General features: G+C 71.7%; 17 protein-coding genes and 1 pseudogene. 9 read left to right on the top strand and 9 right to left on the bottom strand.

What is annotated here, in order from left to right:
- Nucleotides 1-97: 97 nt before the first annotated feature.
- Both ACZ7LT_RS05105 and ACZ7LT_RS05100 read right to left on the bottom strand, forming a co-directional pair.
- Nucleotides 98-1,906, bottom strand: a complete 1,809-nt coding sequence (locus tag ACZ7LT_RS05105) for a glycoside hydrolase family 3 protein (protein WP_471234462.1) — start codon at nucleotides 1,904-1,906, stop codon at nucleotides 98-100.
- 380 nt (nucleotides 1,907-2,286) lie between these two features.
- Nucleotides 2,287-3,204: a LysR family transcriptional regulator gene (locus ACZ7LT_RS05100; RefSeq protein ID WP_471234460.1), complete on the bottom strand. Its 918-nt coding sequence runs from the start codon at nucleotides 3,202-3,204 to the stop codon at nucleotides 2,287-2,289.
- A gap of 99 nt (nucleotides 3,205-3,303) precedes the next feature.
- On the opposite strand from ACZ7LT_RS05100, the gene ACZ7LT_RS05095 reads away from it, so the two are divergent.
- Both ACZ7LT_RS05095 and ACZ7LT_RS05090 read left to right on the top strand, forming a co-directional pair.
- The gene (locus ACZ7LT_RS05095; protein WP_471234793.1) at nucleotides 3,304-4,275 is read left to right on the top strand and encodes an EamA family transporter; all 972 of its coding nucleotides are present in this window, start codon (nucleotides 3,304-3,306) and stop codon (nucleotides 4,273-4,275) included.
- Entirely contained in the window at nucleotides 4,250-4,801 is a 552-nt protein-coding gene (locus ACZ7LT_RS05090) for an AAA family ATPase (RefSeq protein ID WP_471234457.1), read from the top strand. The genes ACZ7LT_RS05095 and ACZ7LT_RS05090 overlap by 26 nt, the downstream gene beginning before the upstream one ends.
- A 151-nt stretch (nucleotides 4,802-4,952) precedes the next feature.
- Here the strand turns inward: ACZ7LT_RS05090 and ACZ7LT_RS05085 are convergent, their stop codons facing one another.
- Nucleotides 4,953-6,020 (bottom strand): LacI family DNA-binding transcriptional regulator, encoded by a 1,068-nt coding sequence (locus tag ACZ7LT_RS05085; RefSeq protein ID WP_471234453.1) that lies wholly within the window; start codon nucleotides 6,018-6,020, stop codon nucleotides 4,953-4,955.
- Between the two features lie 169 nt (nucleotides 6,021-6,189).
- On the opposite strand from ACZ7LT_RS05085, the gene ACZ7LT_RS05080 reads away from it, so the two are divergent.
- The 5 genes from ACZ7LT_RS05080 (at nucleotide 6,190) to ACZ7LT_RS05060 (ending at nucleotide 13,271) form a co-directional block, all read left to right on the top strand.
- Entirely contained in the window at nucleotides 6,190-7,341 is a 1,152-nt protein-coding gene (locus ACZ7LT_RS05080; RefSeq protein WP_471234451.1) for a Gfo/Idh/MocA family protein, read from the top strand.
- Nucleotides 7,338-8,486 (top strand): dihydrodipicolinate synthase family protein, encoded by a 1,149-nt coding sequence (locus tag ACZ7LT_RS05075; protein WP_471234446.1) that lies wholly within the window; start codon nucleotides 7,338-7,340, stop codon nucleotides 8,484-8,486. The genes ACZ7LT_RS05080 and ACZ7LT_RS05075 overlap by 4 nt, the downstream gene beginning before the upstream one ends.
- A complete protein-coding gene (locus ACZ7LT_RS05070; protein ID WP_471234444.1) occupies nucleotides 8,483-9,316 on the top strand; it encodes a sugar phosphate isomerase/epimerase family protein in 834 nt (277 codons plus the stop codon). The genes ACZ7LT_RS05075 and ACZ7LT_RS05070 overlap by 4 nt, the downstream gene beginning before the upstream one ends.
- Before the next feature lie 217 nt (nucleotides 9,317-9,533).
- On the top strand, nucleotides 9,534-11,801 hold the full coding sequence (gene recD2, locus ACZ7LT_RS05065) for an SF1B family DNA helicase RecD2 (protein ID WP_471234441.1): 2,268 nt from the start codon (nucleotides 9,534-9,536) through the stop codon (nucleotides 11,799-11,801).
- 180 nt (nucleotides 11,802-11,981) lie between these two features.
- On the top strand, nucleotides 11,982-13,271 hold the full coding sequence (locus tag ACZ7LT_RS05060) for a citrate synthase (protein WP_471234438.1): 1,290 nt from the start codon (nucleotides 11,982-11,984) through the stop codon (nucleotides 13,269-13,271).
- A 378-nt stretch (nucleotides 13,272-13,649) separates the two neighbouring features.
- Here ACZ7LT_RS05060 and ACZ7LT_RS05055 read toward each other — a convergent pair whose 3' ends face one another.
- The 3 genes from ACZ7LT_RS05055 to ACZ7LT_RS05045 all read right to left on the bottom strand — a co-directional run bounded on the left by ACZ7LT_RS05055 (nucleotide 13,650) and on the right by ACZ7LT_RS05045 (nucleotide 17,024).
- Entirely contained in the window at nucleotides 13,650-15,881 is a 2,232-nt protein-coding gene (locus ACZ7LT_RS05055) for a heavy metal translocating P-type ATPase (protein WP_471234436.1), read from the bottom strand.
- Between the two features lie 113 nt (nucleotides 15,882-15,994).
- Entirely contained in the window at nucleotides 15,995-16,306 is a 312-nt protein-coding gene (locus tag ACZ7LT_RS05050; protein WP_471234434.1) for a heavy-metal-associated domain-containing protein, read from the bottom strand.
- A 64-nt stretch (nucleotides 16,307-16,370) separates the two neighbouring features.
- Nucleotides 16,371-17,024 (bottom strand): TetR family transcriptional regulator, encoded by a 654-nt coding sequence (locus ACZ7LT_RS05045; protein WP_471234431.1) that lies wholly within the window; start codon nucleotides 17,022-17,024, stop codon nucleotides 16,371-16,373.
- A gap of 213 nt (nucleotides 17,025-17,237) precedes the next feature.
- On the opposite strand from ACZ7LT_RS05045, the gene ACZ7LT_RS05040 reads away from it, so the two are divergent.
- Entirely contained in the window at nucleotides 17,238-19,481 is a 2,244-nt protein-coding gene (locus tag ACZ7LT_RS05040) for an MMPL family transporter (protein WP_471234429.1), read from the top strand.
- Between the two features lie 43 nt (nucleotides 19,482-19,524).
- Nucleotides 19,525-20,574, top strand: a complete 1,050-nt coding sequence (locus ACZ7LT_RS05035) for a zinc-dependent alcohol dehydrogenase family protein (RefSeq protein ID WP_471234427.1) — start codon at nucleotides 19,525-19,527, stop codon at nucleotides 20,572-20,574.
- Nucleotides 20,575-20,672: 98 nt separating this feature from the next.
- Here the strand turns inward: ACZ7LT_RS05035 and ACZ7LT_RS05030 are convergent.
- The 3 genes and pseudogenes from ACZ7LT_RS05030 to ACZ7LT_RS05020 all read right to left on the bottom strand — a co-directional run.
- Nucleotides 20,673-20,813 (bottom strand): annotated as a pseudogene (locus ACZ7LT_RS05030) (carbohydrate-binding protein); the annotation flags it as partial.
- 52 nt (nucleotides 20,814-20,865) lie between these two features.
- Complete coding sequence (locus tag ACZ7LT_RS05025) at nucleotides 20,866-21,063, bottom strand: helix-turn-helix transcriptional regulator (RefSeq protein ID WP_471234425.1); 198 nt, start codon at nucleotides 21,061-21,063, stop codon at nucleotides 20,866-20,868.
- Between the two features lie 217 nt (nucleotides 21,064-21,280).
- Entirely contained in the window at nucleotides 21,281-22,180 is a 900-nt protein-coding gene (locus ACZ7LT_RS05020; RefSeq protein ID WP_471234422.1) for a sugar phosphate isomerase/epimerase family protein, read from the bottom strand.
- Between the last annotated feature and the right edge of the window lie 9 nt (nucleotides 22,181-22,189).

The following is a 22,189-nucleotide window of genomic DNA, read 5'->3' as shown; positions in this document are numbered from 1 at the left end:
CCATTCCCGGACGAGAGCGCATGAAACCCCCCGATGCTCCACCCAGCGTGGCCCGCCGTGGCGGGCACACGCCAGATGAACCGGGGTTTGCGTACGGTTAGTACGTCAGGCCGTAGCCGATCGGGTACAGCACCTGCGCCGGGTTGTCCGCACGCTGCACGGGCACCGGAAGCCGCCCGCGCGGATCGGCCCGCCCCGCGATCACCCGGGCGGCGGCGCGCACTTCGACATCCGTCCATGAGTACGTGGCCACGGTCGCCCGCTGCCCGGTGAGCTGGGCGATGTCGTACGGATTGCGCAGCGCGACCGTGACCACCGGCACCCCGGTGGCGACGAGCCGGGCCACCAGCATGCGCTGGGCGCTGCCGGCCGTGACGTTGTACGTGCCGACGACGACCACGTCCTTTCCGGCCGAGGCGGCCACCGCCTCGTCGATCTTCGCCGCGCTGGGTGAGGTGCCGGTGGACAGCGCCGTGGCCGTGAAGCCCAGCTCGGTGAAGGCCTGGGCGAGGGTGGCGGTGGGCGGGCCGGTCGTCCCGGACGGCGAGGCCGGGTCGGCCCCGACGACCAGGAGGTTCGGCTGCCGGCGCCGGTCGAGCGGCAGCAGCCCGCCCTCGTTGCGCAGCAGCGTGGTGGTGGACTCGGCGATCCGGTCGGCGGCGGCCAGATGCGCCCGGGTGCCGACCGTACGGTCCACGTCCCGGTCGGAGACGTACGGATCGCGGAAGAGACCCAGCTTCGCCTTCAGCCGCAGAATCCGCAGGATCGATTCGTCAAGGCGCTCCTCGGTGATCTCGCCGTCCTTGACGGCCTTGAGGACCGCTTTCCAGGCGATGTCCAGATGCGGCGGGTTGAGCAGCTGGTCGACGCCCGCCTTCAGCGCCAGGACGGGGACGCGGTCGTCGCCGTACTTGGTCCGTACGCCCTGCATGCCCAGGGAGTCCGTCACCACCACCCCGTCGTAGCCCAGCTGTTCCCGCAGGATGCCGGTGAGGATTGGACGGGAGAGCGTTGCCGGGTCCTCGCTCGGGTCGAGCGCGGGCACGACGATGTGCGCTGTCATGATCGAGTCGATCCCGGCGGCGATGGCGCTCTCGAACGGCGGCGCGTCCAGCTCCGCCCACTGCTCACGGGTGTGGCCGATCTTCGGCAGCCCGTAGTGGCTGTCGGTCTCGGTGTCGCCGTGGCCCGGGAAGTGCTTGGACGTGGCGGCGACCCCCGCGCTCTGATAGCCCCTCACCTGCGCGGCGACAAGCCCGGCGACGGCCTGTGGGTCCGCTCCGAAGGAGCGGACGCCGATGACCGGGTTGGCGGGGTTGACGTTCACGTCGGCGACGGGCGCGTAGTTCTGCCGGATGCCCAGGGCGGCGAGCTCGGCCCCGGCGATCCGGGCCGCCCGGCGGGCGTCCCCGTGCGACCCGCCGGCCCCGAGCGCCATCGCCCCGGGCACGAGGGTCGCGGGCTCCCCGACCCGGGCCACGATGCCGTGCTCCTGGTCGGTGGAGATGAGCAGGGGGAGCGGGGTGGGCTGGGCGAGGCCGGCGCGCTGGATGCCGTTGGAGAGGGCCGCGATCTGGTGCGGATCGCGGGTGTTGTGGGCCCACGTGAAGTAGATGATCCCGCCGACGTGGTAGCGGTCGACGAGCTCGGCGGCCGTACGGACTCCGATCTCCTTGAGGTTGGCGTCGATGTCGGCCTGGTCGGGTGCGGTGGCGGAGTGCCCGTACACCCGCATGACGAAGAGCTGGCCGACCTTCTCCTCCAGGCTCATCCGGGAGAGAAGACGGCGGAGGTGGTGGTCGGTGGCCGCCGAGGCGGGAGTGACGGCTCCGGTGGTGGCGGCGGCCGCCGCGAGGGCGGCGATGGCGGTGAGAAGGGTGCGTCTGGAGGGGGCGCGATCGTGCACTGGTGCTCCTTCCGGCCGTACATGAGTGACGGGGGTGGTGAAGGAAACTTCCAAGGTGTCACGGATAGTCGGAAAGTAACTGCCAGGTCAAGGGTGTGCACAAGAAACACCACCCGATGAGATGCCTGGGGAGGGCGAGGGCGAGGGCGAGGGCGAGGGCGAGGGCGAGGGCGAGCGGCTCCGCCACCGGCGCCGGAGGGGCGCCGCGCCGGTGGCGGATGTGCGCTGCCGGCCGCGGACGGCTGGGAGGTCGTCGCCGCGAGGGATTCGCCGACAGGCCGGCGCTTGGACGGCGGGGGAGGCGCCGCGGTTCCGGGGCCACGGGCGTACGGCTGTCGGCACGCGCGCGTAGGACCCGGTCGGCGCGGGCCGGTTGGCCGCTACGCGGCCCCGGGGGCGGCCACCGACGGCCAGAGTTCCTGGAGCGTCCGTACGGTCTCCGTGATCGCCGGGCGCCGCGCCGCGCCCGTACGCCACAGGGCCGACAGCCGCCGCATCGGCACCGGCTCCAGCCGTACGGCCGCCACCTCCGCCGGCAGCGGCCCCCGGCCCAGACGTGGCACGAGCGCGATGCCCAGACCGGCGGCGACCAGTGCGACCTGGGTGTGGTTCTCCTCGGCCTGGTGGGCGATGTGCGGCTCGCAGCCGGCGGCCCGCAGGGTCCGCATCAGCCAGTCGTGGCAGACCGTCCCCGGCGGCTGGGAGATCCACCGCTCGTCCTTGAGATCCGCCCGGCTCACGGAGGGGGCGGCGGCCAGCGGGTGACCGGCCGGTACGAGAACGTCGCAGAGGTCGTCGCCGATCAGGGCCTGCTCCACCCCGGGCGGAGCCGGCATGGGCGCGATGTCCCAGTCGTGCGCCACGGCGAGATCGATCACGCCCCGCGCGACGAGATCGACGGATACGTGCGGGTCGATCTCCGACAGCCGCGCGTCGAGCGCCGGGTGACGGCGCGCCAGCTCGGCGAGGGCCCGGGGCATCAGCCCCCGGGCGGCGCTGGCGAAACAGCCGATGGCCAGCCGCCCCGCCGGCACCCCGCGCCGCTCTTCGAGCCGTACCTCCGCCTCCTCGACAAGTGACATCAACTGCTCGGCCGTACGGCACAGTTGACGGGCATCGTCGGTGAGTCGAACGCCCCGCCCCTGGCGCTCGAGGAGGGTCGTGCGGGTCTCCCGCTCCAGCTTGGCGATCTGCTGGGAGACCGCGGACGGGGTGTAGCCGAGCGCGGCCGCGGCGGCGTTGACCGAGCCGTGCACGGAGACGGCGTGCAGGGCGCGAAGCCGCCCGAGATCCAGCATGCTGCCTCCGGCCGGTTGTCATTCGGTAGCGATGCTTCATCCAACCATGAAGAAATCGGCGCTGGTGCTACATGGTGGTGGCCGGTGATCCTCGATCACATGCGCCCCGCCCACCTCGCCCTCGCCACCCTGGTCGCCGCCGTCTGGGGAATCAACTTCGTCGTGATCGAGATCGGTCTCGACCACTTCCCGCCCCTGCTCTTCTCCGCGCTCCGCTTCCTCGCGGCGGCGCTGCCCGCCGTGTTCTTCGTGGGCCGCCCCAAGGTGGCGTGGAAGTGGATCGTGGGGGTGGGGCTTGTGCTCGGGGTGGCCAAGTTCGGGCTGCTCTTCACCGGCATGGACCGCGGCGCCCCGGCCGGCCTGTCCTCCCTCGTCCTCCAGGTCCAGGCGGTCTTCACGGCCCTGTTCGCCTTCATGGCCCTGCGCGAACGCCCGGGCAGGACACGGATGGTGGGCATGGCCGTCGCCCTGGCCGGGATCGGCGTGGCCGCCCTCGACGAGGGCGCCTCCGGCCCGCTGCTCGGCTTCACCCTCTGCGTCGCCGCGGCGGCCTGCTGGGGCGTCTCCAACGTCCTGACCCGCAAGGCGGCCCCGCCGGACATGCTCAACTTCATGGTCTGGGTCAGCACCGTGCCCGTACTGCCGCTGCTCGCCCTCTCCCTGCTCCTGGAAGGCCCCGAGCGGGACCTCGCCGCGCTGCGCTCCCTGGACTGGACCGGCGCCGGGGTCATCCTCTACGTCGCCTGGATCACCACCATCTTCGGCTTTGGCGCCTGGGGCTTCCTCCTGCGCCACCACCCGGCCTCGTCCGTCGCCCCCTTCTCGCTGCTCGTCCCGGTCTTCGGGATGTCCTCGGCCGCCCTCGTCCTGGACGAGTCGGTCTCGGGGCTGCGGTGGTGCGCGGCGGCGCTGCTGGTGGGCGGGGTGGCCCTGACGTCGCTGAGCAAGGGCGCGCGTACCGGGACGGCGGCGGGCCCCGTGGCGGGGCCCGTGCGGCCTCCGGAGAGCTCTGTGGCGGCTGAAGCGGACCGCGTTATGGTGCGGCATGGATCTGATCCCCATCGACCGTGAGCCCGCCCCTGGAGCCGTCCTGCTCGTCGGTATCCCTGGCAGCGGCAAGACGACCGTCGCCGCGGCGCTGGCCGCACGGTTCGCCCGGTCCGCACACATCGAGGTGGACCGGCTCCAGGAACTGATCGTCCAGGGCGGCAGATGGCCCACCATGGACACGGACCCGGAGGCCGACCGGCAGATCTTCCTGCGCGCCCGCAACGCCACGCTGCTGGCCGGCAGCTTCACCGCCGCGGGATTCCTGCCCGTCGTCGACGACGTCGTCGTGCGCCGCTCCCATCTCGACTTCTACCGCGCCTCGTTCGTCGGCGGCCCCCTGCGTCTGGTCGTCCTCGCGCCCGCCCCGAAGAAGGCCTGGGAGCGCAACCTCGCGCGCGACAAGCGGCTGACCACGGACTGGTCGCCGCTGGACGCGGCGATGCGGGACGAGCTGGCGGGGGAGGGTGTCTGGATCGACAACGCCGAGCAGTCGGTGGAGGAGACGGTGGACGCCGTCCTGACCGCGACAGGCATGTCCGCCGACTGAGACCGCAGGGGCAGGGGGCAACAACTGCCCGGCTACTCGTCCCGAAGCGCCAGGCGCCAGTCCCGCGCCGCGTACGGCGGCGGCACGCGCGCGTGCGGGGGTGCACGGAGACGTCCTCGGCCGGGAGTGCCACGCGCGCGTGGGGGGCGGCTCAGTGCGCGCGCGGCCCCGCTGTCGACCCGCGCACCATCAGCTCCGCGCCGATCGTGGCGACGCCGCCCGGCGGCGGCTCCTCCGTCCCCATCGCCAGGCGCCCCGCCCGCGCTCCCGCCTCGTGCAGCGGCAGCCGTACGGTCGTCAGGCCCGGCACCGCGTCCACCGAGAAGGGGAGGTCGTCGAAGCCCGCGACCGAGACGTCGTCCGGGACGCGCAGGCCCTGGTCGCGCAGGGCCGCGCAGGCGCCGAGTGCGATCGTGTCGTTGGCGGCGACGATCGCGGTCAGTTCCGGCGCGCGGCGCAGGAGTTCGAGGGTCGCGTCGTAGCCGCAGCGGCGGTCGTACGGGCCGTGCAGGGTGACCCGCTCCTGGCCTTCGACGTCCTCGTCGAGCCCCGCCGCGGCCATCGCCTCGCGGTGGCCCTCCAGGCGGTGCCGGGTGGTGGTGCGGTCGGCGGGCCCGGCGATGTAGCCGATGCGGCGGTGGCCGAGGGCGATGAGGTGCTCGGTGAGCCGACGGGCACCGCCGCGGTTGTCGAAGGCGAGGGCCGCCACGCTCGCGTCGCCCGGCAGGGCCGGGCGGCCGCAGAGCACGATCCGGCTGCCCGCCTCCGCGAGCCGGGCCAGCTTGGCGGCGACCGCGGCGATGTGGCCGGGGTCCTCCAGGGCGCCGCCCGTGAGCACCACCGCCGCGGCGCGCTGGCGCTGGAGAAGGGTCAGATAGGTCAGCTCACGCTCGGCCGAGCCGCCGGTGTTGCAGACGACGGCGAGCTTCTCGCCGCCCGCCCGGCCCGAGGCGCTCTCGCAGATGGTGCCCTGCGCGGCTCCGGCCATGATCCCGAAGAAGGGGTCGGCGATGTCGTTGACCAGGATGCCGACGAGGTCGGAGGTGGCGGCGGCGAGCGAGCTCGCGGTGGCGTTCAGGACGTAGTCGAGTTCGTCGACGGCCCGCAGGACCCGCTCCCGAGTGGCCGCGGCGACCGGGTAGTTGCCGTTCAGGACGCGGGAGACGGTGGCCGGGGAGACCCGTGCGCGTGCGGCCACATCCGCCAGCGTGACGGTCATCGCGTTCCTCCGGGGAGAGTCGGTCGAGCCCCTTGTCCGGGTCTCTTTCGGCAGGCTAGCGTCATAGAACGTAGAAAGCGCTTACTACTCCGCCCTGCCGCCGTCCTACTCGCGCACCACCGCGCCTGCTCGCGCACCACCGAGCGCCGCCGCCGTATGGAGGGACCTCGTGACACGCAGGACAGTCCGGATCGCCATGAACGGCGTCACCGGCCGGATGGGACACCGCCAGCACCTCGTCCGCTCGATCCTCGCGATCCGCGAGCAGGGCGGCCTCGACCTCGGCGACGGGGAGACCCTGTGGCCCGAGCCCGTCCTCGTCGGCCGCCGCGCGCACGCCCTTCGGGCGCTCGCCGAACGCCACGGACTCACCGAATGGTCCACCGACCTCGACGCCGTACTCGCCGACGGGACCGTGGAGGTGTACTTCGACGCGCAGGCCACCTCCGCCCGCGTCGACGCGCTCACCCGCGCGATCGCCGCCGGCAAGCACATCTACACCGAGAAGCCGACCGCCCCCGATCTCGCCGCCGCCCTGACCCTCGCCCGGCTCGCCCGCGACGCGGGCATCAAGCACGGCGTCGTCCAGGACAAGCTGTTCCTGCCGGGGCTGCGCAAGCTCAAGCGCCTCGTCGACGGCGGCTTCTTCGGCGAGATCCTGTCCGTACGGGGCGAGTTCGGCTACTGGGTCTTCGAGGGCGACTGGCAGCCCGCCCAGCGTCCGAGCTGGAACTACCGCGCCGAGGACGGCGGCGGCATCGTCCTCGACATGTTCCCGCACTGGGAGTACGTCCTGCACGAGCTCTTCGGCCGGGTGGCCGCCGTCAACGCCCATGTCACCACCCACATCCGGGAGCGCCGGGACGAACACGGCAAGCCGTACACGGCCACCGCCGACGACGCCGCGTACGGCATCTTCGAGCTCGCTGGCGGAGCCGTCGCCCAGATCAACTCCTCCTGGGCCGTGCGCGTCCACCGCGACGAGCTGGTCGAGTTCCAGGTCGACGGCACCCATGGCTCGGCCGTCGCCGGGCTGCGCGGCTGCCGGGTCCAGCACCGCTCCATGACCCCCAAACCGGTGTGGAACCCGGACCTTCCGGTCACCCACTCCTTCCGCGACCAGTGGCAGGAGGTTCCCGACAACGGCGACTTCGACAACGGCTTCAAGGCGCAGTGGGAGCTCTTCCTGCGCCACATCGCGCGCGATGAGCCCTACCACTGGGACCTGCTCGCCGGGGCGCGCGGAGTCCAGCTCGCCGAGCTGGGCATCAAATCCGCGGCGGACGGCCGCCGCTACGACGTACCGGAGCTGTCGCTGTGACGATCCGCCTGCCCCAGGGGCCGTACGAACCCCGCACCGCCCCCGCCGTCCCCGCGACAGGCGTCCCCGGCCCCGCGCCGGTCTCCCGTGCGGTCTTCGCCGCCGCGCACGTCGTCGCCGACCCGTACGCGTTCACCGGCCCGGACGGGCACGCCGCGGTCGACTGGGACGCCACGCTCGCCTTCCGCCGCCATCTGTGGGCCCATGGGCTCGGTGTCGCCGAGGCCATGGACACCGCACAGCGCGGCATGGGCCTCGACTGGCCCGGCGCCGCCGAACTGATCCGCCGCTCGGCCGCCGAGGCCAAGGCGGTGGGCGGGCGGATCGTGTGCGGGGTCGGCACGGACCAACTGACCGGCCCGGCCGGGCTGTCGGAGGTCCGGGCGGCGTACGAGGAGCAGCTGGCGCTCGCCGAGGAGGCCGGGGCGCGGGCCGTCGTCATGGCCTCGCGCGCGTTGCCGGGTGCGGCGCGCTCGGCGGAGGACTATCCGGCGGTGTACGAACCCCTGCTGCGGCAGGCGTCGGAGCCGGTGATCCTGCACTGGCTCGGCCCGATGTTCGATCCGGCGCTCGACGGGTACTGGGGGTCGGCCGACCTCGACACCGCCACCGAGACCTTCCTCCAGGTCGTCGCCGCCCACCCGGACAAGGTCGACGGCGTGAAGGTCTCCCTCCTCGACGCCCGGCGCGAGACCGAGCTGCGCCGGCGGCTCCCCGAGGGCGTGCGCTGCTACACCGGTGACGACTTCCACTACCCCGAGCTGATCGCGGGCGACGATCAGGGCTTCAGCCACGCCCTCCTCGGCGTCTTCGACCCCCTGGCACCGCTGGCGGCGCGGGCCCTGCGCGCCCTCGACGCGGGCGACCCGGCGGGATTCCGTACGCTCCTCGACCCGACCGTCCCCCTGTCCCGGCACCTCTTCCAGGCCCCGACCCGCTTCTACAAGACCGGCGTCGTCCTCCTGGCGTGGCTGGCCGGCCACCAGGACCACTTCACGATGGTCGGCGGCCTCCAGTCGGCGCGCTCGCTGCCGCATCTGGCGCGGGCGTACGAACTGGCCGACGGCCTCGGGCTGTTCCCGGACCCGGAGCTCGCCGAGGCGCGGATGCGGGCCCTGCTCACGGTGCACGGAGTGACGGGATGACGGGGGACCTCGCGCGCTTCAGCATCAACCAGATGACGGTCCGCCAGCTCTCGCTCCCGGAGCTGACGGATGCCTGCGTCCGCCTCGGCATCCCGGCCGTCGGACTGTGGCGTGAACCGGTCCGTGCGTACGGCGTCGAGGCCGCGGCGGCGCTCGTACGGGACGCGGGGCTGACGGTGTCGACCCTGTGCCGGGGCGGCTTCTTCACGACGCGGACGTCGTCGGACGACAACCGCGCGGCGGTCGACGAGGCCGCTGCCCTCGACACGGACACGTTGGTCCTGGTCTCGGGCGGCCTCCCGCCCGGCAGCCGCGACCTTCCGGGGGCGCGGGCCCGTATCGTCGAGGCGATCGCCGACCTGGTGCCGTACGCCGCCGACCGGAACGTCCGCCTGGCGATCGAACCGCTCCACCCGATGTACGCGGCCGACCGCTGCGCGATCTCCACCCTCGACCAGGCCCTCACGATCGCCGAGGCCTTCCCCGCCGACCGGGTCGGCGTCGTCGTGGACACGTACCACGTCTGGTGGGACGACCGCGCCCCCTCGGGGGCCACCCGCGCGGCCACGACGGGCCGCCTCCACTCCTTCCAACTCGCCGACTGGACGACCCCCCTGCCCGCGGGCGTCCTCAACGGCCGTGCCCAGCTGGGGGACGGCGTGATCGACCTGCCGGCGTGGTGCTCCCTCCTCGACACGGCCGGATACCGCGGCATGGCCGAAGTGGAACTGTTCAACGACGCGTTGTGGGCCCGCGACGGCCTGGAGGTCCTGGCGGAGACGGTGTCCCGCTACCGCCGGATCCGGGAGTCCGGGATTCCGGAAAAATAACCAGGCGCAGTCGTACAACCCTTGGTGGGTGACGCGTGTCTATCTGGTGTCGGGGCTTCCGGGGAGGGATCTGGGGGGATTCGGGGAGTCACGACGGGAGGGGAAGACGCGGGGCCCGGTCGCAAGGCCGGGCCCCCAGTAGTTCCACGGGGCCCGTAAGGCGCGGGGTTGTCCACAGGCTCTCCGCGTTGTCCGAGGTCGGCGCTACCGTCGGATCATGTCGAATCAGACAGTGGTCGAAGGTGTGCTGGAGCGGATCACCTATGCCAACGAGGAGAGCGGCTACACCGTCGCCCGCGTCGACACCGGCCGCGGCGCCGGAGACCTCCTCACGGTCGTCGGGTCGCTGCTCGGCGCCCAGCCGGGCGAGTCGCTGCGTATGGAGGGCCGCTGGGGCTCCCACCCGCAGTACGGCAAGCAGTTCACCGTGGAGAACTACACGACGGTCCTCCCGGCGACCATCCAGGGCATCCGCCGCTATCTCGGCTCCGGGCTGATCAAGGGCATCGGCCCCAGGATCGCCGAGCGGATCGTCGACCATTTCGGGACCGACACCCTTGACGTCATCGAGCGGGAGCCCAAGCGGCTCATCGAGGTCCCCGGGCTCGGGCCCAAGCGCACAAGGCTCATCGGGGTCGCCTGGGAGGAGCAGAAGGCCATCAAGGAGGTCATGGTCTTCCTCCAGGGCGTCGGTGTCTCCACCTCCATCGCCGTGCGGATCTACAAGAAGTACGGCGACGCCTCGATCTCCGTCGTCAAGAACCAGCCCTACCGGCTGGCCGCCGACGTCTGGGGCATCGGCTTCCTCACCGCCGACCGCATCGCCCAGGCCGTCGGCATCCCCCACGACAGCCCCGAGCGGGTCAAGGCCGGGCTGCAGTACGCCCTGTCGCAATCCACCGACCAGGGGCACTGCTTCCTGCCCGAGGAACAGCTGATCGCCGACGCGGTCAAGCTCCTCCAGGTCGACACCGGCCTTGTCATCGAGTGCCTCGCCGAGCTCGCCACGCCTGACGGGGACGGCGAGAGCGGGGTCGTACGCGAGCGGGTGCCCGGGCCCGAGGGACAGCCCCTGACGGCGGTCTACCTCGTGCCCTTCCACCGCGCCGAGCTCTCCCTGGCCGCCCAGCTCCAGCGGCTGCTGCGGACCGGTGAGGACCGGATGCCGGCCTTCCAGGACGTGGCCTGGGACAAGGCGCTGGCCTGGCTCGCGGAGCGTACGGGCGCCGAGCTCGCCCCCGAGCAGGAGGAGGCGGTCCGGCTGGCGCTCACCCGCAAGGTCGCCGTGCTCACCGGCGGCCCCGGCTGCGGCAAGTCCTTCACGGTCCGTTCCGTCGTGGAGCTCGCCCGCGCCAAGAAGGCCAAGGTGGTCCTCGCCGCGCCCACCGGGCGGGCCGCCAAGCGCCTCGCGGAGCTCACCGGCGCCGAGGCCTCCACCGTCCACCGCCTCCTGGAGCTGAAGCCGGGCGGCGACGCCGCGTACGACCGGGACCGGCCCCTGGACGCCGACCTGGTCGTGGTCGACGAGGCGTCCATGCTGGATCTGCTGCTCGCCAACAAGCTGGTCAAGGCCGTCGCGCCGGGCGCGCACCTGCTGCTCGTCGGGGACGTGGACCAGCTCCCGTCGGTGGGCGCGGGGGAGGTGCTCGGCGATCTCCTCGCCCCGGACAGCCCGGTGCCCGCCGTCCGCCTCACCCGGATCTTCCGGCAGGCCCAGCAGTCGGGCGTGGTGACCAACGCCCACCGGATCAACGCCGGCGAGTATCCGATCACCTCCGGTCTGCCCGATTTCTTCCTCTTCGTCGAGGAGGAGACCGAGGACGCGGGCCGGCTGGCCGTCGATGTCGCCGCACGGCGGATTCCCGCCAAATTCGGCCTCGATCCACGGCGGGACATCCAGGTCCTCGCCCCGATGCACCGCGGCCCGGCCGGCGCGGGCACGCTGAACGGTCTGCTCCAGCAGGCCGTCACCCCCGCCCGCCCGGACCTGGCCGAGAAGAGATTCGGCGGCCGGGTCTTCCGCGTCGGGGACAAAGTCACGCAGATTCGCAACAATTATGACAAGGGGCGGAACGGCGTCTTCAACGGCACGGTCGGCGTGGTCACCTCGCTCAGCCTGGATGATCAGCGGCTGACGGTGCTGACCGACGAGGACGAGGAGGTGGCGTACGACTTCGACGAACTCGACGAGCTGGCTCATGCATACGCCGTGACGATCCACCGTTCGCAGGGCAGTGAGTACCCCGCCGTGGTGATCCCCGTCACCACCGGGGCCTGGATGATGCTGCAGCGGAACCTGCTCTACACGGCCGTCACAAGGGCGCGGAAACTGGTCGTCCTGGTCGGCTCCCGTAAGGCCATCGGCCAGGCGGTACGTACTGTTTCCGCAGGCAGGCGCTTTACGGCGCTCGCCCATCGGCTCACCGGACGGGACCGGGCGGACGAGGGTTCCCAGGGGCGCGGTGCGCGGTCCCCGGCCGTGTGAAACGTTCCGCAGGACTTTCCGGAACCGGGGCGAAGGGGGCAGGATGTGCAGGTTGGCGGCACTCAGTGCCGCCGATTGGCCCAATGGTCGACCCCGAGTGCACTCTCCTGAGCCAAATGGGGGATGGTAGAGACAGTCAGGGCACCTCGAAGAAGAGGCACTACGTCGGTGAGGGATGACGTGAGCGACAACTCTGTAGTACTGCGGTACGCGGACGGTGAATACACCTACCCGGTGGTCGAGAGCACCGTCGGTGACAAGGGCTTCGACATCGGGAAGCTCCGAGCCCAGACCGGTCTGGTCACCCTGGACAGCGGATATGGCAACACCGCCGCCTATAAATCCGCCATCACCTACCTCGACGGTGAGCAGGGCATTCTGCGGTACCGCGGCTACCCCATCGAGCAGCTCGCCGAGCGCTCCACCTTCCTCGAGGTGGCGTATCTGCTGATCAACGGTGAGCTTCCCAAGGTCGACGAGCTGTCGGCCTTCAAGAACGAGATCACCCAGCACACGCTGCTGCACGAGGACGTCAAGCGGTTCTTCGACGGCTTCCCGCGCGACGCCCACCCGATGGCCATGCTGTCGTCCGTGGTCAGCGCGCTGTCGACGTTCTACCAGGACAGCCACAACCCGTTCGACGAGAAGCAGCGCCACATCTCCACGATCCGGCTGCTGGCCAAGCTGCCCACGATCGCGGCGTACGCGTACAAGAAGTCGATCGGCCACCCGTTCGTCTACCCGCGCAACGACCTCGGGTACGTCGAGAACTTCCTGCGCATGACCTTCTCGGTCCCGGCGCAGGAGTACGAGCTCGACCCGGTCGTGGTCTCCGCGCTCGACAAGCTGCTGATCCTGCACGCGGACCACGAGCAGAACTGCTCGACGTCCACCGTGCGTCTGGTCGGCTCCTCGCAGGCGAACATGTTCGCCTCGATCTCCGCCGGCATCTCGGCCCTGTGGGGCCCCCTGCACGGTGGCGCCAACCAGTCGGTCCTGGAGATGCTCGAGGGCATCCAGGCCAACGGCGGCGACGTCGACTCCTTCATCAGCAAGGTGAAGAACAAGGAGGACGGCGTCCGCCTGATGGGCTTCGGCCACCGGGTGTACAAGTCCTTCGACCCGCGCGCCAAGATCATCAAGGCCGCGGCCCACGATGTGCTCTCCGCGCTCGGCAAGTCCGACGAGCTGCTGGACATCGCGCTGAAGCTGGAGGAGCACGCGCTCTCCGACGACTACTTCGTCTCGCGCAACCTCTACCCGAACGTCGACTTCTACACGGGTCTGATCTACCGGGCGATGGGCTTCCCGACCGAGATGTTCACCGTGCTCTTCGCGCTCGGCCGGCTGCCCGGCTGGATCGCCCAGTGGCACGAGATGATCAAGGAGCCCGGCTCCCGCATCGGCCGCCCGCGCCAGATCTACACGGGCGAGGTCCTGCGCGACTTCGTGCCGGTCGAGGCCCGCTGAGGTCTCGGACGCCTGCCGGCGCCTGAACGAAAAGCGCCCCGCCGCCGATCCCCCCACGGGTCGACGAGCGGGGCGCTTCCCATATCCCCGGTGCGGATTCCCCCCACGGGATCCGGGCCGGGCGTCTGCCGGTGTTACCCAGCAGAAGCTTCCGCGGTCTGCCGGGGTACGTACGTACGGGAGGGCCGCTCAAAGCTCCCCGGTGCACGTGCCCCGGCCAACGCTTGCCTGGGACGTCCCCCAAGACATCCCATGAACGTCCCCCAAGACGTTCTCGGCATCGCCCACTTAGACTCGCGAAGGGCCCGAATGGTTACCCCCAAATATCTGTGATCTAGATCTCTTTGTGAAGGTCCTGTGCGTCACGTGAACGTGAATTCACGTGAACGTCCGCAGACGCAGGCTGTTCGTCACCACAAATACGGACGAAAGGGCCATCGCCAGCCCGGCGATCATCGGGTTGAGGAGACCGGCCGCGGCGAGCGGCAGCGCGGCGACGTTGTAGCCGAAGGCCCAGCCGAGGTTGCCCTTGATCGTGGCGAGGGTCCGCCGGGAGAGCCGGATGGCGTCCGCCGCGACCCGCAGGTCTCCACGGACGAGGGTGAGGTCACCGGCCTCGATCGCCGCGTCCGTGCCCGTGCCCATCGCGAGGCCCAGATCGGCCTGGGCGAGCGCGGCCGCGTCGTTGACGCCGTCGCCGACCATCGCGACCACCCGCCCCTCGCCCTGGAGCCGCTTGACCACGTCGACCTTGTCCTGCGGCAGCACCTCGGCGATCACCTCGTCGATGCCGACCTCCGCCGCCACCCGCTCCGCGACGGACCTGCTGTCCCCGGTGAGCAGCACCGGACGCAGGCCCAGGCCGCGCAGCTGGGCCACCGCCTCCGCGCTGGTCTCCTTGACCGCGTCGGCGACCTTCAGGGTGCCGCGGGCCCGCCCGTCCCAGGCGACGTGCACCACCCCCGGCTCCTGGGCGCCCGGTACCTCGATCTCCTCGGCGGCGAGCAGGGCCGCACGCCCGACGAGCACGCGGTGGCCGTCGACCGAGCCGCGTACCCCGAGCCCGGGCACGTTCTCGAAGGACTTCGGTACGGGAAGCTCGCCGACCCGCGCGGCCGCGCCGGCCGCCACGGCGCGGGCGACCGGGTGCTCGGAGGAGTGCTCCAGGGCGCCCGCGAGGCGCAGCAGCTCCTCCTCGCCGGTGCGCTCGGCGCCGTACGCGCCCCCGTAGACGCGCACCCCCACCAGCTCCATGTGGCCCGTGGTGACCGTTCCGGTCTTGTCGAGGACGACGGTGTCCACGCGGCGGGTGGATTCCAGCACCTCCGGTCCCTTGATCAGGATGCCGAGCTGGGCGCCTCGGCCGGTGCCGACCATGAGCGCGGTCGGGGTCGCGAGACCGAGGGCGCACGGGCAGGCGATGATCAGTACGGCGACGGCGGCGGTGAAGGAGGCCGTCGTGTCCCCGGTGGTCAGCAGCCAGGCGACGAGGGTGCCGAGCGCGATCAGCAGCACGACCGGGACGAAGACCGCGGAGATCTGGTCGGCGAGCCGCTGCACCTGCGCCTTGCCGTTCTGGGCGTCCTCGACCAGCCGTGCCATCCGGGCCAGCTGGGTGTCGGAGCCGATCCGGGTGGCCCGGACGACCAGGCGCCCGGAGGTGTTGACGCAGCCGCCGGTGACCGGGTCGCCGGCGCTCACGTCCACGGGCAGGGACTCGCCGGTGAGCAGGGATGCGTCGATCGCGGAGGCGCCCTCGGCGACCGTGCCGTCGGTGGCGATCTTCTCCCCGGGGCGTACGACGAAGAGGTCCCCGGCGCGCAGATCGCCGACCGGGATCCGTACCTCCGTCCCGGCCCGCAGGACCGCGACGTCCTTCGCGCCGAGCTCCATCAGCGCGCGCAGCGCCGCGCCCGCCGTCCGTTTGGCGCGCGCCTCCAGATAGCGGCCGAGGAGGATGAACGTGATCACGCCCGCGGCGACTTCGAGGTAGATCGTGGCGGCCCCCTCGGCGCTGGCGGCGGTCAGGTCGAAGCCGTGGCGCATGCCGGGCAGGCCCGCGTGTCCGAAGAACAGGGCCCACAGGGACCAGCCGAAGGCGGCCAGCGTGCCGACCGAGACGAGGGTGTCCATGGTCGCCGCGCCGTGCCGGAGGTTGGTCCAGGCAGCGCGGTGGAAGGGGAGGCCGCCCCAGACGACCACGGGCGAGGCGAGGGTGAGGGAGAGCCACTGCCAGTTGTCGAACTGGAGGGCCGGGATCATCGCCCACAGGACCACGGGGGTGGACAGCACGGCGCAGACCAGGAGCCGTTGGCGCAGGGCGGCCGCCCCCTGCGGCTCCCGCCCGTCGGCGTCCTCGTCCCCGTCATCCTGCGAGGGCTCGGGCTCAGGCGGCGGGGGTTCTTCGGCGGTGTAGCCGGTCTTGACGACCGTAGCGATCAGATCGGCGACCTCGACGCCCTGCGCGTAGGAGATCTTCGCCTTCTCCGTCGCGTAGTTGACGGTCGCGGTCACGCCGTCCATCCGGTTGAGCTTCTTCTCGACGCGGGCCGCGCAGGAGGCGCAGGTCATCCCACCGATGGTGAGCTCTGTGGTGAGGGTGGCAGTCATGTGCGTTCCAAAACGGGAGCGGGGCCGTACCGTCGTGGCAACGGTACGGCCCCGCTGGGGCGCGTGTGGTGCGGGGTTCAGGCAGCCGAGGCTGCTGAGGTGTCCGAGGTGGCTCAGGCCTGGCCGACGAGCTCGTAGCCGGCCTCGTCCACGGCGGCACGGACCGCGGCCTCGTCCAGCGGGGCGGCCGAGACGACGGTGACCTGACCGGTGGCGGCGACGGCCTTGACGGAGGTCACGCCGGCGATCTCGGAGATCTCCTCGGAGACGGCGCCCTCGCAGTGCCCGCACGTCATGCCCTTGACCTGGTAGACCGTGGTGACACCGTCGGCCGTGGCATCGGCGGCGCTGTCGTGGCAGGACCCGGTCGGCGAGCAGCAGGAGCCGGTGGCCTGGGGCAGCTCGGTCTTGGTCTCGGTCGTCATGACGGACTCTCCTCTTCGAGGCAGTGCGTGTGTCGCTGATGAAGGACGCTACCACCTTATACCCCTAGGGGGTATGGATGCCACTTCCTGGCGGGCGGGCCGTGTCGCCGATCAGTGGGTCGAGATAGCGGAACAGCGCCCGCTTCAGCTCGGTGACGTACGCGTCGCGCTCGGCGCCCTCGTGCGTCATGACGAGATCGAGACCGGCCTTGAACAGCGCGAACGTCATCTCGGCGACCTGGTGGCGTTCGGTGGCCGACATGTCCGGCAGGTAGTGGCCGAGCAGGCTCTCGACCCGCGTCAACAGCGAGCCGTGCAGTGCGTCGTGCTCTTCGGCAATCTGGCCCGGGATCGGCTCCGAGCCGTGCATCAGGGCGAGGAAGGCGGGGTTCTCGACGTTGAAGGCGATGAAGGGATCGACGACGGCGTCCAGCATCCGGTCGAGCGGGAGGGCGAGATTGGCCGGGGTGAAGGCCTGGCCGTGGGTCTCGCGCATCTGGTGCAGCAGGCGCTGGCTCAACTCGACCGCGATGGCTTCCTTGTTGGGGAAGTACTGGTAGAGCGTGCCGGGCGAGACGCTCGCCTCACGGGCGATGGCGTTGGTGCTCGCCGCGGTGTAGCCGCTGGTGCAGAAGACGTTCGCGGCGGCCTGGAGCAGCGATGCGATACGGCGCTCGCCGCGGGCCTGGCGGCGGGGCTTCGATTCCTCCGACGACACGGTGTTTTCCCCAGCTTTCGGGATTGGTTGACAAACACGAGTGGTCGCTCGCATTCTTGAGAAACGCGAGCGGTCGCTCGTGTTTGCCAGTCTATGGCAGTGGACGGCCCCTGTGGCCTGCCCTGATGTCCCTCCGAGTATGTCCTCGGACATGTCCGACGGCGGGATGTGAGCAGGTTTCGCAGGCGCCATGGTGAAGGGGGACACCGCGTCATGCCCGAAGTCAACCGGTCGGCCGGAGGCCGCTGGACCCGCCTGGTTACCGCACGGCCCCGGCTCTCGCTGCTGGCCGCGCTGGTGCTCACCGCCCTCGCCGTCCTCGCGGGCGGCGGCGTCGGCGACCGGCTGGCCGCCGGGGGCTGGGAAGCCCCGGACGCGGAGTCCTCGTACGCGACCGAGGTGCTGGAGCGGGAGTTCCCGGCCTCGCAGCCGAACGTCCTGCTGCTGGTCGACGCCGGGCCGGCCGGGGTCGACGATCCGGCCGTCGCCGCGGAGGCGCGGCGGCTCGGCGAGCGGCTCGGCGCCGAGGAGGGCGTCACCGGCGTCGGCTCGTACTGGACGACGCGGGCACCCGCCCTCCGCTCCAAGGACGGCGGCCAGGCCCTGATCGCCGCCCGGATCGAGGGGGACGAGAAGACCGCGGCCCAGGTCCTCACCCGCATCTCACCCACGTACCGCGGCACGCACGGACCGGTGACCGTGACTGTCGGCGGTCCGGTCGCCGTGCAGCACGAGATGGAGACGGTCATCCAGGAGGACCTGCTGCGGGCCGAACTGATCGCCCTGCCGGTCACGCTCATCCTGCTCGTCATGGTCTTCGGCAGCGCCGTCGCCGCGCTGCTGCCGCTCGCCGTCGGCATCGTCGCCATCCTCGGCACCAACGCCGTCCTGCGCGGCCTCACGGAATTCACCGACGTCTCGGTCTTCGCGCTGAACCTCACCACCGCGCTCGGCCTCGGCCTCGCCATCGACTACGCGCTGTTCGTGGTGCGCCGGTTCCGCGAGGAGGTCGCCGCCGGCGCGGACACCCGCACGGCCGTCGGCACCACCCTGCGCACCGCCGGGCGGACCGTACTCTTCTCCGCCCTCACCGTCGCTGTCTCGCTCGCCGCGATGCTGGTCTTCCCGCAGTACTTCCTCCGGTCCTTCGCCTACGCGGGCATCGCGGTCGTCCTGCTCGCCGCGGCCGCCGCGCTCGTCCTGCTGCCGGCCGCGCTGATGCTGCTCGGGGACCGGGTCAACGCGCTCGACCTGCGGCGGCTGTTCACCCGACGCGCGCCCGACACCGGTGGCGAGCCCGGCGCGGGCTGGGCACGCACCGCCGATCTGGTCATGCGTCGGGCCCCGGCCTTCGCCGTCGCCACGGTCACCGGCCTGGTCCTGCTCGGACTGCCCTTCCTCGGGGTCACGTTCGGAACCGCCGACGACCGGCAGCTGCCCCCGGGCGCCGAGTCCCATGTCGTCCAGCAGCACATCCGCGACGGATTCCCCGGCAGCCCCGGCGGAGGCCTCGAAGTCCTCGCGGAGGGGCCCGCCACACCCGCCCAGTACGCCGAGTACCGCGAGCGGCTCGCAGCCGTGCCCGGCGTGCTCAGGGTCGACGGGCCGGTCACCTCCCAGGGCCACGCGGTCTTCTCCGTCCTGCCCGAAGGCGAGGCGGTCGACCAGGACACCCAGCGCCTCGTCGGCGAACTGCGCGCACTGCAAGCCCCCTTCGAGACATCCGTGACCGGCGCGGCCGCCGTGCTCGTCGACACCAAGGACGCGCTCGCCGACCGGCTGCCCTGGGCCGCCGCGATCATCGCCGTGGTGACCCTGCTGCTGGTCTTCCTGCTCACCGGCAGCGTGCTGATCCCGCTCCAGGCCGTGGTGCTCAACGCCCTCAGCCTCACAGCGATGTTCGGTGCCGTCGTCTGGGTCTTCCAGGAGGGGAACCTCTCCGGGCTCCTCTCCTTCACCTCCACCGGCTCCATCGAGACCACGCTCCCGGTGCTCATGTTCTGCGTGGCCTTCGGACTCTCCATGGACTACGGCGTCTTCCTGATCTCGCGGATCAAGGAGGAGTACGACGCCACCGGCGACCACGAGCGCGCCGTACGGTTCGGGCTGCGGCGCACCGGCGGGCTGATCACCGCCGCCGCCGTGATCCTCGCCGTGGTGATGGTCGCCATCGGAGCCTCCCGGGTGATGAACATCAAGATGCTCGGCCTCGGGATCGCCCTGGCCGTCGTCATGGATGCCATGGTCGTACGCAGCCTGCTCGTGCCGTCGGTGATGAAGCTGACGGGCCGCGCCACCTGGTGGGCCCCCGGCCCCCTGCGCCGCTTCCACGCGCGGTTCGGGATCAGCGAGGCGGGCGACTCCATACCCGCGCCCGGCCCGGTACCGGACCCGTCGGCGAAGGGCGGGGAAGCCGGGGCGTCGGACAGGAGGGACACGAGCCGGGTCGGCGGCTAGGTTCGGTGCCGTCACGGACGGGACGGAGAGGCGGGACGGTCGGATGAGGGCTGTGGTGTTCGAGCAGTACGGACAGGACGCGCGCATACAGGAGGTGCCCGACCCGGCGCCTTCGCCGCACGGCGTCGTCGTCCGCGTGGAGGCCACCGGCCTGTGCCGCAGCGACTGGCACGGCTGGATGGGGCACGACCCCGACATCAGCCTGCCGCACGTCCCCGGCCATGAACTCGCCGGTGTGGTCGAGGCCGTCGGCGCCGACGTCGCCAATTGGCGGGCCGGCGACCGGGTCACCGTCCCCTTCATCTGCGCCTGCGGCAGCTGCTCCTCCTGCGCCGCCGGTGACCAGCAGGTCTGCGAGCGGCAGACCCAGCCCGGCTTCACCCACTGGGGGTCCTTCGCCGAGTACGTGGCCCTGGAGCACGCCGACATCAACCTGGTCGCCGTGCCCGAGGAGCTCTCGTACACCACGGCCGCCGGTCTTGGCTGCCGGTTCGCCACGGCCTTCCGGGCCGTGGTGGCCCAGGGGCGGGTGGCGCCCGGGGAGTGGGTGGCGGTCCACGGCTGCGGCGGGGTCGGGCTCTCGGCGGTGATGATCGCGGCGGCCTGCGGGGCACGGGTGGTCGCCGTCGACGTGGCCCCGCGCGCCCTGGAGCTGGCCCGCACCTTCGGCGCCGACCAGTGCGTCGACGCCTCCGCCCTCCCCGGCGGCGACACGGCCGCGGCGATCCGCGAACTGACCGGCGGCGGCGCGCATCTGTCCCTGGACGCGCTCGGTTCACCGGCCACCTGCGCCGCCTCGGTGGCGAGCCTGCGGCGCCGCGGCCGCCACGTCCAGGTCGGGCTGCTGCCCGCGGCGGCCGGGGACCCGGTGGTCCCGATGGACCGGGTGATCGGGTTCGAGCTGGAGATACGCGGCAGCCACGGCATGGCCGCGCACGCCTACGGGCCGATGATGGAGCTCGTCCGGTCCGGGGCGCTGCGACCGGATCTGCTGGTCACCTCCCAGATACCGCTGGCCGCGGCGCCGGAGGCGCTGGCGGCGATGGGGGCGGCCCCTGGCGCGGGGGTGACGGTGATACGCCCGCAGAGCTGACGGAGCCGACCCCCCTCGGACCCGGCGCCGGCGCGGCAGCGGTACGCGGGCCGTGGCCCCCTCGAAAGCCACGGCCCGCGTGCCTCGGGGAGGCGGTGCTACACGCCCTGCCAGAGGGCCGGGACGTTCGGCGGCTCCCAGCCGGTCTGGGCCTGGTGGCCCTGGAGGCAGCGGTAGGTCGCTCCGCCGTAGGTGACGCTGTCGCCGGCGCTGTAGACCTTGCCCTGAGCTTGAGGCCCGTACCGCCGGGCGGCAATGGTCTGGTCCAACTGTCCCTGCGGGGGCCGCCGTTCAGTCGCGGCGGCCGCGATTGCCGGGGCGGTTGGCCACCCAGGTGTGGATGGTGTCCGCGTACCAGTACGGCTTGGTGCCCTCCATGTGGTCGGGCGGCGGCAGCAGGCCGTGCTTGCGGTAGGAGCGGACGGTGTCGGGCTGGACCCGGATGTGGAGGGCAATGTCCTTGTACGACCAGAGCCTTGTGTCGGCCATCTGTGGCACCTCCGCTGGCAATCACGTCACATCAGGTCACGATCACTGAGCCTGTGCCCCGGGGAACGACCCTTGGTGACAGCCGGCGAGGGCTTGTTGACCTTCTGTGACGGAAAGCCCGCGTAACCGAGAAATGCGTGACAGGGGAGGGACGGATGTGACGAAACCAGCGCAGTGCGCCGAAGGCGAAGGCGAAGGCGGAAGGGCCGAGGGTGCGTCAGGCGCCGCAGGAGCGCAGGAAGCGACGGGTACGTTCCGCGATCGGGTACGGCTTGTCCGGCGGACACGGATACATGTCCTGCTCCACGATCGCGAAGAGATCCACGTCCAGCGCCCGTGCGGCGGCGAGCACGGGCTCAAGGGCGGGCACCCCGCCCGGCGGCTCGCACATCACGCCCTGCGCGACGGCGGGGCCGAACGGCGTCCCCCGCGCCACGACATCGGCGAGGATCTCCGGGTCGACCTGCTTGAGATGGAGGTAGCCGATCCGCTCCCCGTACGTCTCGATCAGCTTGACGCTGTCGCCGCCGCAGTACGCGTAGTGCCCGGTGTCGAGGCAGAGCTGGACCAGGTCCGGGTCGGTGGCGTCGAGGAAGCGGGTGACGTTCTCCTCGCTGTCGATGTGGGTGTCCGCGTGCGGATGGACCACGATCCGCAGGCCGTACCGCTCGCGCACCTCACGCCCCAGCCGTTCGGTCTGAGTGGTGAGATCGCGCCATTGTGCCGGCGTCAGCACGGAATCCTCCAGGACCGCACCGGTCTTGTCGTCGCGCCAGAAGGAGGGGATGACGACGAGATGGTCCGCGCCCATGGCCTGCGCGAGGGCGGCGTTGTCGGCGACATGCGCCCAGGTCTTCTCCCAGATGCCGGGGCCGTGGTGCAGCCCGGTGAAGACTGTCCCCGCCGATACCTTCAGCCCCCGCCGCGCGGTCTCCTCGGTGAGCCGGACGGGATCGGTGGGCAGATAGCCGTACGGGCCGAGCTCGATCCACTCGTATCCGGCGCGGGCCACCTCGTCGAGGAAGCGTTCCCAGGGCACCTGCCGCGGGTCGTCGGGGAACCACACCCCCCAGGAGTCGGGGGCGGAACCGATCCGGATGCGGGAAGGCGCTGTCATGCGTGCCAG

This window comes from Streptomyces sp. NPDC039465 (assembly GCF_055639315.1).
Note: the sequence above shows the minus strand (reverse complement) of the source record. Positions and strands in the feature narration are given on the sequence as shown.